This window comes from Nocardioides sp. GXQ0305 (assembly GCF_050880345.1).
Classification (GTDB): Bacteria; Actinomycetota; Actinomycetes; order Propionibacteriales; family Nocardioidaceae; genus Nocardioides.
On the sequence record NZ_JBNYXG010000002.1, the window covers coordinates 723,031 to 736,778 of the forward strand.

The 13,748-nt window shown below is 72.4% G+C and carries 14 protein-coding genes; 7 read left to right on the plus strand and 7 right to left on the minus strand.

What is annotated here, in order from left to right:
- The first annotated feature begins 5 nt into the window (after positions 1 to 5).
- Positions 6 to 926: a diacylglycerol/lipid kinase family protein gene (locus ACQ1X7_RS08475; RefSeq protein WP_432477727.1), complete on the plus strand. Its 921-nt coding sequence runs from the start codon at positions 6 to 8 to the stop codon at positions 924 to 926.
- Here ACQ1X7_RS08475 and ACQ1X7_RS08480 read toward each other — a convergent pair.
- Complete coding sequence (locus ACQ1X7_RS08480; protein WP_432477728.1) at positions 923 to 1,894, minus strand: LuxR C-terminal-related transcriptional regulator; 972 nt, start codon at positions 1,892 to 1,894, stop codon at positions 923 to 925. The genes ACQ1X7_RS08475 and ACQ1X7_RS08480 overlap by 4 nt on opposite strands.
- Before the next feature lie 272 nt (positions 1,895 to 2,166).
- Between ACQ1X7_RS08480 and lysS the strand changes: the two genes are divergently transcribed.
- Entirely contained in the window at positions 2,167 to 3,888 is a 1,722-nt protein-coding gene (lysS, locus tag ACQ1X7_RS08485) for a lysine--tRNA ligase (protein ID WP_432477729.1), read from the plus strand.
- A 217-nt stretch (positions 3,889 to 4,105) separates the two neighbouring features.
- On the opposite strand, the gene ACQ1X7_RS08490 is transcribed toward lysS, so the two are convergent.
- Positions 4,106 to 4,519, minus strand: coding sequence for a DUF3151 domain-containing protein (locus ACQ1X7_RS08490; RefSeq protein ID WP_432477730.1), 414 nt, complete (start codon positions 4,517 to 4,519; stop codon positions 4,106 to 4,108).
- 53 nt (positions 4,520 to 4,572) lie between these two features.
- Between ACQ1X7_RS08490 and pyrE the strand changes: the two genes are divergently transcribed.
- The gene (gene pyrE / locus ACQ1X7_RS08495) at positions 4,573 to 5,118 is read left to right on the plus strand and encodes an orotate phosphoribosyltransferase (protein ID WP_432477731.1); all 546 of its coding nucleotides are present in this window, start codon (positions 4,573 to 4,575) and stop codon (positions 5,116 to 5,118) included.
- On the opposite strand, the gene ACQ1X7_RS08500 is transcribed toward pyrE, so the two are convergent.
- A complete protein-coding gene (locus ACQ1X7_RS08500; protein ID WP_432477732.1) occupies positions 5,115 to 5,855 on the minus strand; it encodes a DedA family protein in 741 nt (246 codons plus the stop codon). The genes pyrE and ACQ1X7_RS08500 overlap by 4 nt on opposite strands.
- A gap of 36 nt (positions 5,856 to 5,891) precedes the next feature.
- Here ACQ1X7_RS08500 and ACQ1X7_RS08505 point away from each other — a divergent pair, with 36 nt between their 5' ends.
- Together ACQ1X7_RS08505 and ACQ1X7_RS08510 are read left to right on the plus strand one after the other, a co-directional pair.
- A complete protein-coding gene (locus tag ACQ1X7_RS08505) occupies positions 5,892 to 6,533 on the plus strand; it encodes a maleylpyruvate isomerase N-terminal domain-containing protein (protein ID WP_432477733.1) in 642 nt (213 codons plus the stop codon).
- Between the two features lies 1 nt (position 6,534).
- Positions 6,535 to 7,206 carry a TrmH family RNA methyltransferase gene (locus tag ACQ1X7_RS08510; protein ID WP_432477734.1) on the plus strand — a complete coding sequence of 224 codons (672 nt, stop codon included), beginning with the start codon at positions 6,535 to 6,537 and terminating at the stop codon, positions 7,204 to 7,206.
- A gap of 45 nt (positions 7,207 to 7,251) precedes the next feature.
- Here ACQ1X7_RS08510 and ACQ1X7_RS08515 read toward each other — a convergent pair whose 3' ends face one another.
- Positions 7,252 to 7,611 (minus strand): hypothetical protein, encoded by a 360-nt coding sequence (locus ACQ1X7_RS08515; protein ID WP_432477735.1) that lies wholly within the window; start codon positions 7,609 to 7,611, stop codon positions 7,252 to 7,254.
- Between the two features lie 312 nt (positions 7,612 to 7,923).
- On the opposite strand from ACQ1X7_RS08515, the gene fbaA reads away from it, so the two are divergent.
- Positions 7,924 to 8,955 (plus strand): class II fructose-bisphosphate aldolase, encoded by a 1,032-nt coding sequence (gene fbaA, locus ACQ1X7_RS08520; RefSeq protein WP_432477736.1) that lies wholly within the window; start codon positions 7,924 to 7,926, stop codon positions 8,953 to 8,955.
- A 121-nt stretch (positions 8,956 to 9,076) separates the two neighbouring features.
- On the plus strand, positions 9,077 to 10,234 hold the full coding sequence (locus tag ACQ1X7_RS08525) for a pyridoxal phosphate-dependent aminotransferase (protein ID WP_432477737.1): 1,158 nt from the start codon (positions 9,077 to 9,079) through the stop codon (positions 10,232 to 10,234).
- A 1-nt stretch (position 10,235) separates the two neighbouring features.
- On the opposite strand, the gene ACQ1X7_RS08530 is transcribed toward ACQ1X7_RS08525, so the two are convergent.
- From ACQ1X7_RS08530 to ACQ1X7_RS08540, 3 genes are read right to left on the minus strand one after another with little or no spacing between them, the layout of a single operon-like run.
- The gene (locus ACQ1X7_RS08530) at positions 10,236 to 10,961 is read right to left on the minus strand and encodes a hypothetical protein (RefSeq protein WP_432477738.1); all 726 of its coding nucleotides are present in this window, start codon (positions 10,959 to 10,961) and stop codon (positions 10,236 to 10,238) included.
- Positions 10,962 to 10,974: 13 nt separating this feature from the next.
- Positions 10,975 to 11,997, minus strand: a complete 1,023-nt coding sequence (locus tag ACQ1X7_RS08535) for a hypothetical protein (protein WP_432477739.1) — start codon at positions 11,995 to 11,997, stop codon at positions 10,975 to 10,977.
- Between the two features lie 48 nt (positions 11,998 to 12,045).
- Positions 12,046 to 13,416, minus strand: coding sequence for a threonine/serine ThrE exporter family protein (locus tag ACQ1X7_RS08540; RefSeq protein WP_432477740.1), 1,371 nt, complete (start codon positions 13,414 to 13,416; stop codon positions 12,046 to 12,048).
- Positions 13,417 to 13,748 lie beyond the last annotated feature (332 nt).

The following is a 13,748-nucleotide window of genomic DNA, read 5'->3' on the forward strand; positions in this document are numbered from 1 at the left end:
GGGCCGTGGAGTCGTATCTCGTCGTCACCAACGCCGGCGCCGGCACCGCCCACGAGGACCGCCTCCGGTCCGCGCTCGACGTGCTGGAGGAGCGCGCATCGGTCGAGGTCGCCTCGACCGCCGACCCCGGTGAGCTCGACGGCGTGCTGCACCGGGCCGGGTCACGACGCATCGTCGTCGCGGGGGGCGACGGCAGCCTGCACGCCGTCGTGGCCGCGCTCCATCGCCGCAACGAGCTCGCGGACGCCACCCTCGGCCTGATCCCGGTCGGCACCGGCAACGACTTCGCCCGGGGCAACGACATCCCGCTCGACCCCGAGGAGGCGGCCCGGCTGCTGCTCGACGGCGAGCCGCGCCGCGTCGACCTCGTCGTCGACGAGATGGGCGAGGTCGTCGTGAACTCGGTCCACGTCGGCGCCAGCGCCCAGGCCAGCCGGCGGGGCCACCGCTGGAAGCAGCGGCTCGGCGCGATCGGGGTCGGCAAGGTCAACCTCGGCAAGCTGGGCTACCCGATCGGCGCCGTGCACGCCGCGTTCAGGCCACCCCAGCTGCGACTCACGATCAAGGTCGACGGCAACGTCGTCATCGACGTCGACGACCCGGTGCTGATGTTCGCGGTCGGCAACAGCACCAGCGTCGGCGGCGGCACCGAGCTGACGCCGCACGCCGACACCGAGGACGGCCGGGTCGACGTGATGATCTCGCGATCGGTCAGCCTCCCCGCCAAGCTCGGGTACGCCGTCCAGCTGGCGCGCGGCCGCCACCACCGGCGCGACGACGTGCTCTACCTCCGCGCGCGCGAGGTGTCGGTGTCCGGCGAGGCGTTCTACAGCGCAGCCGACGGCGAGATCTCCGGGCCGGAGCGGCAGCGGACCTGGCGGGTGGTGCCGGCGGCGTACTCGATGGTGCTGCCACCCGCCCGCTAGAGCCAGCCGCGGCGTACGGCCTCGACGCCGGCCTGGAACCGCGAGTCGACACCCAGCTCGGTCATGATCGCGGCGATCCGGCGGCGGACGGTGCGCAGGCTGACACCGAGGGTGCGGGCGATCTGCTCGTCCTTGGCGCCCTGCGCCAGCTGGTGCAGCAGCAGCTCGTTGAGGTCCGGGGTGGGCTGGCCCCGGTCGAGGGCCGGGACCGCGACCGCGCGCTCCCACATCGCCTCGAAGTAGCCGACCGCGAGCTCGACCAGTCCCGGCTGGCGCAGCACCAGCCGACGGCGCTCGCCGCTCAGGCCGGGCGGGTCGGGGATCAGCACCCGGTCGCCGATCACCGCGAGCCGGGTCGGGACCTCCGGCACGACCCGGATCAGCTCGCCGATCGAGGCCCGGCCGACCAGGACCTTCGGCGCCTCGCGCAGTGCTCGGGCGGGGTAGATGGCGCGCGCCACGCGTCCGTCCTGGATCGCCGCAGCGACCTCGACCGCCATCTGCGACTCGCTCGGCATCCGCCACTGGTCCGGGCGGAGGAACAGCAGCTCCCCCGAGGTCTCGCGGATCCAGCCGGCGAGCTGGTCGGGGATGTCGCCACCGGCGAGCACCTCCCCGTCGAGCGGCTGCGCCTCCTCCGACGGGGTCATCGGTCCGTCGCCGCGCAGCTCCGGCAACAGCCGGCTCATGGTGCTCAGCTGCTGGCTGCACTCCAGCATCGACCGCGCGTGCTGGGCCAGCACCAGGCCCATCGCGTCGGGTGGGGTGACCACGACGACGTTGCCGTCGGCGTCGACGGTGACCACGCCGATCTGGACGAGGGGACCGAGCTCCTCGAGCAGCTGGTCACTGGTGCGCAGCAGGCCCTCGGCGAGCTGCACGAGCGGCGTACCGGTGGCCGCCAGCACCTGGCGGTAGAGCCGTTCCTGGGCGTTGGAGAGGCCCAGCGCCGCTGCGAGGGCGGTCACAATTGGCATGTTAGTGCCAGCGGCCTTTCGTGGCCATGCTTTGTCCGGGCCGGATGTCAGGATGTCCCCTGCGCACACCTCGGCCGACCACTTCGCGGGGGAGGTTGTCGGGCCGTAGGCAGCCAGATCGGGAGATTGCGGCGGCCATCCGCGCAGGCAAGGGCTCCGGAGTCGCCACAGGGGACGATTCCGGGGCCCTTCGTCGGTCCCGGTAGCGTGAGCCGTCCCGACCTGCCCGTCCCGCGCACGACGACTCCCAGGAGCCCCCGCCCATGGCACGAGGCCAGCAGGGTCCCCCGACCGACTGGGTGACCCGCGCCGCTGACGACGCACTCCGGCACGCGCACGAGGGCGACCACGAGGGCGCCCTGGTGACCTGCTCGTCGGGCGCCTCGCCGTCCGGACCGGTCCACCTCGGCAACCTGCGCGAGTTCCTCACCGTCCACTTCGTCGCCGACGAGCTGGCGCGGCGCGACGCCGCCGTCCGGCACCTGCACGTGTGGGACGACTACGACCGGTTCCGGAAGGTCCCGGCAGGTGTCGACGCGTCGTGGGCCGACCACATCGGCCGGCCGCTGTCGGCCGTCCCCGACCCGTGGGAGTGCCACCCCTCGTGGGCCGACCACTTCAAGAAGCCGCTGCGCGACGCCCTCCACGCCCTCGGGGTCGACATGGAAGAGGTCTCGCAGACCGAGCGCTACCGGTCGGGCCACTACCGCGAGCAGGTGCTGCACGCGGTCCGCCACCGCGACCAGATCGAGCAGGTGCTGGCGCGCTACCGCACCAAGGGGGCGAGGGTCGCCCAGCAGGTCGCCTCGTCCGACCAGGAGGCCGCCGCACTCGAGGACTCGGTGGCCGACGCCGAGGAGGCCGCCGGCGGCACGTCGGAGGACCTCGCCCGGTTCCCCTACAAGCCCTACTGCCGGGGCTGCGGCCGCGACACGGTCACGCTCACGTCGTACGACGACGAGACGACCGACCTGGCCTACACCTGCGCGTGCGGCGACTCCTACGTCACCAACCTCGCCACCCAGGACGAGGGCAAGCTGGTGTGGAAGGTCGACTGGCCGATGCGGTGGGCCGCCGAGCACGTCGACTTCGAGCCGGCCGGCATGGACCACGCGACGCCGGGGTCGTCGTTCACGGTCGGCCACGAGCTGGTGGAGACGGTCTTCGGGATGCCGCGGCCGGCCTGGTTCGGCTACGGCTTCGTCGGCTTCGCCGGTGTGCAGAAGATGTCGTCGTCGGCGGGCGGCGCGCCCACCGCGGCGGACGCCCTGCGGGTGCTCGAGGCGCCGGTCCTGCGGTGGCTCTACGTGCGCCGCAACCCCAAGCAGACCTTCGACATCGACTTCGGGCCCGAGGTGGTCCGGCTGTACGACGAGTGGGACGCCCTCGGCCGCAAGGCGGCGGCGGGCAAGCGCGACGGCGCGGTGCTGGCCCACGAGCGGGCCTCCTCGACGGTCGCCGCGGGACCGTTGCCGGTGTCGCCCGTGACCGTGCCGTTCCGGGTCCTGTCGTCGGTGGCCGACGTGACCGCCGGGTCGGCCGACCAGATCAGCCGGCTGGTGTCCGACGTCGGCTACCCGCACGACTCGGTGGCCGACCTCGAGCCGCGGCTGTCGAAGGCGATGCAGTGGACCACGGAGTTCGTGCCGGCGTCCGACCGGACCACGGTGCGCGCCGCGCCCGACGCGGTGGCGCTCGCCGCCCTCGGCCCGCGGGAGTCAGAGTGGGTGTCGTTGCTGCTCCAGGGCATCCCGCCCCAGGGCTCGCTGGCGCTGGACGAGGTCACCTCGCTGGTCTACGGCGTCCCCAAGCTGGCCCGCGGCCTCGGCCTCGACGACGCCCCCACCGAGGAGGTGAAGGCGGACCAGAAGGAGTTCTTCCGGCTGCTCTACCACCTGCTCGTCGACGCCGAGCGCGGCCCGCGCCTGCCCACCCTGATCCTCGCCCTCGGCCCCGAGAAGGTCCGCTCGCTGCTGGGCGGCTGACCCTTTCCCCCCGCGACCCGTCACTTCTGCAGGTCTTGACCCTGCCGAGCCGTCACTCGTCCAGCTTCTGACTCTGCCGAGCCGTCACTTCTGCAGGTTTGGGGGCCTGTGACCTCTCACATGAGGCCTGACCCCACGTGCACAACTGACGGGTCGGCAGGATGTCACCCCGCACAAGTGACGGGTGGGCAGCTGCCCAACCTGCAGAAGTGACGGGTCAGGGGAGGAGCTCGGCCGCGGCCTCGGGGGAGGAGTCGCGGAGGAAGGTGGCGCAGCGCTCGGCCTCGTCGGTCTCGCCGATGGCCTGGGCGGACAGCGCGAGGAGGGCCAGGCAGCGCAGGAAGCCGCGGTTGGGCTCGTGCGACCACGGGACCGGGCCGTGGCCCTTCCAGCCGTTGCGGCGCAGCAGGTCGAGCGAGCGGTGGTAGCCCACCCGCGCATAGGCGTACGTCGTGACGTCGTCGTCGCCCCGCTCGGCCGACAGCGCCGCGAGTGCTGCCCAGGCGATCGGCGACGCCGGGTGGCGGCGTACGACGTCGGCCGGCTCGGCACCATCGGCGAGGTCGTCGGCGGCGGGGTCGTCGGGCAGGTGGGTCGGGGGCGGTCCGGCCATCAGGTCCACGTTGCTCATGCCCGCAAGCCTGCCACCAGGCTGCACGGGCCACGTGCCCTAGGGTCGGCGCCATGAGCGACCCGGAGCCGATCGAAGGCCTCGCCCGCGACGTGGACGCCTGCTGCCGTCTCACCGGGGAGTTCACGCTCCGGTCGGGGCAGCGGAGCACCGAGTACTTCGACAAGTACCTCTTCGAGTCCGACCCCGCCCTGCTGCGGCGGGTCGTGGCCCGGATGCGCGACCTGGTCCCCTCCGGCACCGAGCTGCTCGGTGGGCTCGAGATGGGCGGCATCCCGATCGCCACCGTGCTGAGCGGCGAGACCGGCCTGCCCACGCTGTTCGTCCGCAAGGAGGCCAAGACCTACGGCACCTGCAAGCTCGCCGAGGGCCCCGACGTCGACGGCCGGCGGATCACCCTCGTCGAGGACGTGATCACCACCGGCGGCGCGGTGCGCGACGCGACCACGCGGTTGCGCGACGCCGGCGCCACCGTCGACCACGTCGTCTGCGCGATCGACCGCAGCCCCGAGGTCGAGAACCCGCTCGCCGACGTCGGCCTCGAGGTCCGCCCGGTACTCACCAAGGCCCAGCTGGACGCGGCCCGGACGACGTCCTAGTCGACGTCCTGGCCCATGATGTCGCGGTCGGGCCGGCCGTCGCCGTCCCTGTCGGCGGCCTCGGGGGACGCCGTGCGCTTGTGCCGCCACCACTCGTAGGCGATCGGCAGCAGCGAGACCGCGATGATCACGATGATCGCCTTGTCGATGTTCTCGCCCAGGGTCGGGAACGCCGCCCCCAGGAAGAAGCCGGCGACGGTGATGCTGACCACCCACAGCACCGCTCCGACGAAGCTCCACAGGAAGAACCGGTGCCGCTCCATCCGGGTCACGCCCGCGACCACGGTGACGTAGGTCCGGACGAACGGCACGAACCGGCCGATCACCAGCGCCTTGTTGCCGTGCCGGTCGAAGAACACCCGGGTCTGGTCGAAGTACTTCTGCTTGAGGACCCGCCCGTCGCGCTCGTAGAGCGGCGGCCCGATCTTGCGGCCGATCTCGTAACCCGCCACGTTGCCGCCGAACCCCGCGACCGTGAACAGGACCAGCGCCATCATCAGGTCGACCCACGGCGGACCGGGGAACACGTCGACGTTCTCACCCGCGATGAACAGCCCCATCGCGAACAGCAGGCTGTCGCCGGGCAGGAACGGGAAGAACAGCCCGCACTCCACGAAGATGATCGCCAGGCTCAGCCAGAACAGCGCCTCGCCGAACGTCTCCAGCAGCCACTCCGGGTCCATCCAGTCCATGCCCAGCAGCAGCGGGGCGAGGTCGGGGAGCGCGGTGGCCAGCACCCCCCGACCCTAGCCGCTCAGGGGTAGCCTCCCGGGGTGGCCCTGAGCATCGCCGACACCGTCCTCGCGACTGCGGCAGCGGTCCGCGACCTCGCCCTCTCCGACCCCGTCGTCGAGCGCTGGGACGTCGAGAGCTCCTGCGCCGGGATGAGCGTCGGTGGGCTGGCCCACCACCTCACCGCCCAGCTCGGCACCACCGTCGACCTGTTGTCGGCCGGCCCCGGCGACGGAGAGCCGATCGAGCTACGCGAGCACTACCGGCGAGCCGCCTGGGCCAACAGCGGTCTCGACGACGAGGTGAACGTGTCGATCCGCGAGGGGTCCGACCAGGCCGCCGCCGACGGGCCGGGCGCGGTCGCGGACCGTACGCACGCCTGGCTGGCCGCCCTGCCGGGAGTCCTCGGCACCGTCCAGGACGACACGGTCGTGATGATCCCGTGGCAGGGCTGGGCGCTCAGCGCCCACGACCTGGTGGTGACCCGGCTGATGGAGATGGTGGTCCACGGCGACGACCTCGCGTCCAGCGTCGGCGTCGAGACGCCCGTCCTCCCCGACGAGGCCGTGCGACTGGCGATCGACCTGCTGGCGCAGGTCGCCGTCGACCGGCACGGCCAGGCCGCGGTGGTCCGGACGCTCAGCCGGCCGCAGCGGGCGCCGGAGTCGATCGCCGCCTTCTGAGATGACCGAGAACGCGCCGTACGACCCGATGCCGCACGGCCCGCCCGAGGTGGGCGTCGGCCCGTGGGAGGGCCCGTGGCCGACCGGCGAGCAGTACGACGAGCAGCTGCTGCGCGACGGCGACCGGCGCAACGTCGTCGACCGCTACCGCTACTGGACGGTCGAGGCGATCCGGGCCGACCTCGACACCCGCCGCCACGGCTTCCACGTCGCCATCGAGAACTGGCAGCACGACTTCAACATCGGCACCATCGTCCGCACCGCGAACGCCTTCCTGGCCGCCGAGGTGCACATCGTCGGCAACCGCCGCTGGAACCGCCGCGGCGCCATGGTCACCGACCGCTACCAGCACCTCCGCCACCACCCGACGCCCGCCGACCTGGCGGCGTACCTGCACGAGCAGGGGGTGACCCTGCTCGGCATCGACAACCTCCCCGGCTCCGCCCACCTGGAGACCATGGAGGTGCCGCGGCGGGTCTGCTTCCTGTTCGGCCAGGAGGGGCCGGGCCTCTCCGAGGCGGCCCACGAGGTCTGCGACGGGACGTTCTCGATCGCGCAGTTCGGGTCGACCCGCTCGATCAACGCCAGCGCCGCCGCTGCCGTCGCCATGCACGCATGGGTGCGCTCCTACGCCGACCTGTCAGGCGATTCCGCCTGGCGAGGTGGCTCCTGAGGAGGATGTGCGGACCTGTCTCGGAGGGCGGCACGTGAGGCGCGCTCAGGAGGTGTGGAGCAGCCCGCCCAGGACGGCGAGCACGGCGCCCGCGAGCACGAGGAAGGCCACCACGGCGGCCGCCCGCGACACGTGGCCCGGCCATCCGGACACCGGCCCGCGCGCCTGCTCCCGCACCAGGAAGAGCGCGACCACGGCAGGGAGCGCGGCCCCGGCACCCAGCGCCACCGCGTACGGGCCCAGGTCGCCGGACCCGTTGCCCACCAGCAGCAGCTGGAGCCCGGTCGCGAGGATGTTGCCGCTCAGCAGTCCCGCCACGGCGAGCGCCAGGCCCGCCACGGCACGGGACTCCGGCGTGAGCAGGCCGGCGGTGTGGAGCTCGGGCGGTACGGAACGGTCGGCCACGTCGGTCTCCCAGGGTCGGTTGAGCGCACCGTACCCGCGGCGCCGCGGCCGCGACGTCGTTCCACGCCGGAAGGTGGGGGCGGGCCGACGGGGGGTCGACCCGCCCCCGGTGGGGGAGGCCGAGCCGGACCCGGTCGGGTGGGGGCACGCCGGCGTGCGATCTTCCGGATCCGGTGGTGACCCGACAACGCACCGGGTCGCGTGAGGTCACGGCCATCGGCGAGGTGGTCCAGAGCACCGGGGCGACCGTCCGCCATCCGGCCACCGGATCACGCCTCGGGACGACCCGCGAGTAGCCACTAGGGTGGCGGCATGCCGATCGCCACTCCCGAGAAGTACGCCGAGATGCTGGACGCGGCCAAGAGCCGGTCGTTCGCGTTCCCGGCGATCAACGTGTCGTCCTCGCAGACCCTCAACGCCGCGCTCAAGGGCTTCGCCGACGCCGAGTCCGACGGGATCATCCAGGTCTCGACCGGCGGAGCCGAGTACCTCTCGGGCCCGACGGTCAAGAACATGGTGACCGGGTCGGTCGCGTTCGCGGCGTACGCCGCCGAGGTGGCGAAGAACTACCCCGTCAACATCGCGCTCCACACCGACCACTGCCCGAAGGACAAGCTCGACGGGTTCGTGCGTCCCCTGGTCGAGCTTTCAGCCGAGCGGGTGGCGCGCGGCGAGGACCCGCTGTTCCAGTCGCACATGTGGGACGGCTCCGCCGTACCCCTCGACGAGAACCTCACGATCGCCGAGGACCTGCTCGCCCGGTGCGCGGCCGCCCGGATCGTCCTCGAGATCGAGGTCGGCGTCGTGGGTGGCGAGGAGGACGGCGTCGCCAACGAGATCAACGAGCAGCTCTACACGACGCCCGACGACGCCATCGCGACCGTCAAGGCTCTCGGCGCCGGCGAGAACGGCCGCTACCTGACCGCGCTCACGTTCGGCAACGTGCACGGCGTCTACAAGCCCGGCAACGTCAAGCTGCGCCCCGAGATCCTCAAGGCCGCCCAGGAGGCGGCGGCCTCCGAGCTCGGCCTCGGCGACGACGCGCGCCCCTTCGACCTGGTCTTCCACGGCGGTTCCGGCTCGACCGCCGAGGAGATCGGCGCGGCCGTCGACTACGGCGTGGTGAAGATGAACGTCGACACCGACACCCAGTACGCCTTCACCCGGCCGATCGCGGGCCACATGTTCGGCAACTACGACGGTGTGCTCAAGGTCGACGGCGAGGTGGGCAACAAGAAGGCTTACGACCCGCGGGCCTGGGGCAAGGCCGGCGAGGCCGGCATGGCCGCCCGCGTCGTCGAGGCCTGCGAGAACCTGCGCGCCAGCGGCCACACCGTCCGCTGAGGGGTCCGTCCGTTCTCGGATAGTTGGACGCCGAAGTCATCGTTTCGCGACCTCGGACGATGATGTTGGCGTCCAGCTATCGGGGTGGGGGCCGCCGAGCGGGGTCGTTACGGTGGGCGGCATGCTCGCTGCACGCCTCGACGGGATCCCGACGACGATCTTCCACACGATGTCGGCGCTGGCCGTCCGGACCGGGTCGGTGAACCTCGGGCAGGGGTTCCCCGACGAGGACGGGCCGGCGAGCGTGCTGAAGGCGGCGCAGGCGGCGATCGACGCCGGGCACAACCAGTACGCGCCGGGCATCGGCGTACCCCCGTTGCGGCAGGCGATCGCCCGCCACCAGCAGCGCCACTACGGGATCGAGCTCGACCCCGACCGCCAGGTCGTGGTGACGACCGGCTGCACCGAGGCGGTCGCGGCCGCGCTGCTCGGCCTGGTCGACCCGGGCGACGAGGTGGTGGTGCTCGAGCCCTACTACGACTCCTACGTCGCGATGATCCAGATGGCCGGTGGCGTACGGCGTCCGGTGACGCTCCGCTCCCCCGACTACCGGCTCGACGTCGACGAGCTGCGGGCGGCGGTGACGCCGCGGACCCGCTTCGTGCTGCTCAACACCCCGCACAACCCGACCGGCACGGTGCTGACCGACGCCGAGCTGCAGGCCGTCGCGGACCTCGCGATCGAGCACGACCTGGTCGTGATCACCGACGAGGTCTACGAGCACCTGGTCTTCGACGGCCTCCGCCACACGCCCATCGCGACGCTGCCGGGAATGTGGGACCGGACGCTCACCCTGTCGAGCGCCGGCAAGTCGTGGTCGGTCACCGGCTGGAAGGTCGGCTGGGCAACCGGGCCGGCCGAGCTGGTGGACGCGGTCATGGCCGCCAAGCAGTGGCTCACCTACACCTCCGGGACGCCGGTCCAGCACGCCGTCGCCCACGCGCTCGACGAGGAGTCCGACTTCCCCGCGACGACCGCGCGCTGGCTGCAGGACCACCGCGACCTGCTCTGCGACGGCCTGGCCGAGGTCGGCCTCTCGCCCCGGGTGTCGGAGGGCACGTACTTCACGCTGACCGACGTGGGCGATCTCGGCTGGGACGACGGGCTGCAGTTCTGCGAGGCGCTGCCCGGGCGCGCGGGCGTGGTCGGGATCCCGTGCCAGGGCTTCCACGACGACCAGGACGCCGGGCGTCACCTGATCCGGTGGGCGTTCTGCAAGGAGCGCAGCGTCCTCGAGGAGGGGCTGCGCCGGCTCGCGAAGGCCGACCTGCGCCGCTGACTCAGGCGACCGGCGAGCCCTGCCAGCCGGCGGGCGCCCCGCCGCTCCGGCGGGCGTACCAGGCGCTGGCGCCCCCCGCGAACAGGCACACGATCGTCGTGACCGCTGCGCCGAACACGAGCAGGATCATCAGCAGCGACACGGGGTCGGCGGCACCGATCAGGCTGAGACCGCTGAACAGCGCGACCACCACCGACGAGACGACCAGGCCGATCCGGGCGCCGTTGGACCGGCGCAGCGCGAACACGGCCAGGATCATCGCGATCAGGCACCAGAGGGCGAGGATCCCCATCGTGACGGCGGCGACAGTGACCACCGAGTCGACGCTGATCTCCTCGAGACCGGGAGTGGTCTCGAGCTCGGTCGTCATCATGTCGCGGGCGACCAGCACCGCGACCAGCACGAAGCCGAACAGCAGCAGCGACAGGCCGGAGAACACCAGGGTCAGCACGCCCGCCGCGGTCACGGTGCCGGGGCGGCGGTCGGAGTCCACGCCGTACGGCTGCCCGTAGGCCGGCTGGCCGTACGCGGGCTGGCCGTAGCCCGGCTGCCCGTACGACGCGCCGTACTGCTCGGTGAAGCTCTGGCGCGGCGGCTCCTGCCCGTACGGCTGCTGGCTGTACGGCGCCGTCGGCTCGGGCTGGCCGGACGGCGGCGGGTACGCCGGCGGCTGCTGGCCGGAGGGGTCGGGCTGGTCGGGAGGAGGGTTCCCCGTGGAGTCGCTCATGGCGCTCATTCCATCACGGAAGGGGCGGCCGTGCTGCAAACCAGGCACGAACGTCGGCACGCGCCAGCAGCATCACCGTGGCCACGCAGGCGAGCGCCGGGACCAGGAGCAGGCCGGAGCCGAAGGAGGCGACGAGGCAGAGCCCGCCGGCCGCGCCCGCGGAGACCACCAGGCCGATCCGACCCGCTCTGTTGCGACGGTAGGCCAGCACGCCCAGGACCATCGCGAGGACGGCCCAGGTGATGAAGACGCCGAGGACCACGTAGAGGGAGCGGAGCAGGTCGTCGCGCGCCAGCTGGCTGTCGGCGAGCAGTCCGGGGTTCTGGCGCTCGATCTCGACCCAGACCAGGGACGGGTCGGCGGCGAGCAGGGTCAGGCTGGCGGCCATCAGCGCCGCCGCGAGGCCGCAGAACCCCCACGTGAGCGCGCAGGCCCAGACCAGCGCGACCGGCCGGCGTTCGGGGGTCGGAGGAGGCGGGGGCGGGGGTGGCTGCGGGGCGCCGAAGGTCCCCGTGTGGGGCGGGGGTACGTCGTCGCGCGGCGGCACCGGCGGCGGAGGCGGCCAGGTCGGCGTCTCCCGTGGCTGCGCGAAGGGGCTGGTCCGCTCCGGCAGCGGCGTCCGGTCGAGCCAGGCGCGCGACGGCCCGACCCAGAGCAGCAGCGCCGACGCCGCGACGAGCGAGGTGAGGAAGCCGCCGGTGGCGAGGCCGCCGAAGAACAGCGGCACCGCGAGGAAGGTCAGCCCGAGCCGCGCCGACCGGTTCCGCTTGAGCACGTGGTAGCCGAGGATCGCCGCCGCGGTGGCGCAGCCGGCCACCACCATCAGCGCCGTACGGAGCAGCAGGAGGGCCTGCGGGGCATCGAGGCCGGTGCCGGGGCTGGTCGCGAGGAACTCCTCGACCGACCGACGCGTCTCCAGCGAGTTGATCCCGGCGATCTGCTCGCCGACGGTCACGACGACCATGACCGAGCCCGCGATCACCATGCCCGCCGCGATGGTGGTGTGCGACGGGCGCGGGGTGGATTCCTCGGTCACCCCGTCATTGCATCACGCCCCCGGTGACCGCCGGGCAGGAACGTCGGGTCAGCGCTGGGGAGGGCGGACGATGACCCGGCCGGCGGCCTTCACCTGCCGCCGGAACCGGCGTACCTGCTCGTTGACCGGGCGTCCGAAGTAGGTGCCGAGCGTGGCACCGGCCGCGATGCCGAAAGCGACCAGGACCCCCGTGAACAGGGTCTTGCCGCCCGCGACGATGGCGGGGTTGCCGCCGCCCTCCTGGACCATCTGCATGAGCCCGTTGAGCAGCGCCAGCCCCGGCACCAGCGGCAGGATGCCGCCGCTCTCCATGCCGAAGCCCGGCGCGTGGGTGGTGCGGACGATGATCGTGGCGCAGAAGCCGACGACCAGGGCGCCGACCGTGTTGGCGGAGACCTCACCGAAGCCGGCCTCGGCGAGGGCGACGTAGAACGACCAGCCGACGAGGGCCACCGAGGTGGTCAACGCGATGGTGCCGAGGTCGGAGAAGCTGTAGACCGCGAACGACAGTGCGATCAGCCCGGCGCCGGCGTACTGCGCCCAGAGCGGGGCCGCGGAGTCGGAGGTGTTGACGATCCTGAAGCCGCCGCCCCAGGCCTCGAGCGCACTCAGCGCGACCAGGATGCCGGCGACGATGCCGGCGGTGCGCATCATCACCTCGAGCATGCGCGCCGTCGCCGTGACGTAGAACTGGTCGATCGCGTCCTGCACCGCCCCGACGATCATCACGCCCGCGAGCAGCATCACGATGCCGCCGACCACGATCAGCGTCGGGTCGAGGTCCTCGAACGGCCCCCAGCCGATCCGGCCGAGGTAGGCGACCAGCCCCGCGATCATCGTCATCAGCCCGGCGACCACGGCCTGGCTGAAGAACGGCGGCAGCCGCCGCTTGTGCAGCCAGGTCATCAGCCGGTCCATGGTGAGGCCGGACAGGAACGAGATCCCCACGAGCTCCCACGACGTCGAGAAGGACAGCGTGGCGCCGGCGGCGATGCCGCCGCTGCCGAGCGCGGCGACCCAGTGCGGGTACGGCTGGTCGGCGTGCGAGATCGCCTCGTAGGCCTCGACCGCCTCCTCGACGCCCAGCCCGTCCTCGATCCGGGCGAGCAGCACGTCGAGGTCACGGACCTTCGTGTAGTCGACGAGCAGCGGCTGCACGATCCGGGTCACCGTGAGCGGTGCCTTGGTCGGGCCGCGGTAGTGGGTCACCGAGATCGAGGTGTAGGTGAGGTCGACGTGGACGTCGCTGAGGCCGTACGCGTGGATCACGCGCAGCATCTGCACGACCACGTCGTTGGCGGACATGCCGGACGCGAGGAAGTGGTCGCCGATGCGCATCGTGAGGTCCAGCACCGGAAGGGAGGGAACCCGCAGGAATCCGTAGGTCTCGGGCGGCCCCCCGCCGTCGCTCGTGGTCACCCGTCGATGGTGACAGGCCCAGCCGACCCCTTGGCAACCCTCCCCCGCCGGAGCTTGAGGAGTCGCCGGCGAACACTGTCCGGGAATAGGTGCGAGGGCGGCACCCACCGTGGTCACGACGCGACAGGCCGGTGGTTGAGGAGGGCCGTCAAGGCCCGTTGGTTCCTGAGGAGGTTGCGCAGCACCGTCTCGAAGGGCTCGAAACCACCACCGGCCGATGATCAGGCAGTGGTGGTTTCGAGACGGTCGCTGCGCGGTGGATTCAACCGGTGAGTGCAACACCGGGTGGGTTGTCGTGTTCGGACAGTAGCGCGTCGAGCGCTTCGGCGGGT

Bases quoted from the DNA above. Each gene is read 5' to 3' on its own strand.
- ACQ1X7_RS08525 (WP_432477737.1), top strand. From the start codon at position 9,077: ATGCTCGCTGCACGCCTCGACGGGATCCCGACGACGATCTTCCACACG.
- ACQ1X7_RS08490 (WP_432477730.1), bottom strand. From the start codon at position 4,519: ATGAGCAACGTGGACCTGATGGCCGGACCGCCCCCGACCCACCTGCCC.
- lysS (WP_432477729.1), top strand. From the start codon at position 2,167: ATGGCACGAGGCCAGCAGGGTCCCCCGACCGACTGGGTGACCCGCGCC.
- pyrE (WP_432477731.1), top strand. From the start codon at position 4,573: ATGAGCGACCCGGAGCCGATCGAAGGCCTCGCCCGCGACGTGGACGCC.
- fbaA (WP_432477736.1), top strand. From the start codon at position 7,924: ATGCCGATCGCCACTCCCGAGAAGTACGCCGAGATGCTGGACGCGGCC.
- ACQ1X7_RS08510 (WP_432477734.1), top strand. From the start codon at position 6,535: ATGACCGAGAACGCGCCGTACGACCCGATGCCGCACGGCCCGCCCGAG.
- ACQ1X7_RS08530 (WP_432477738.1), bottom strand. From the start codon at position 10,961: ATGAGCGACTCCACGGGGAACCCTCCTCCCGACCAGCCCGACCCCTCC.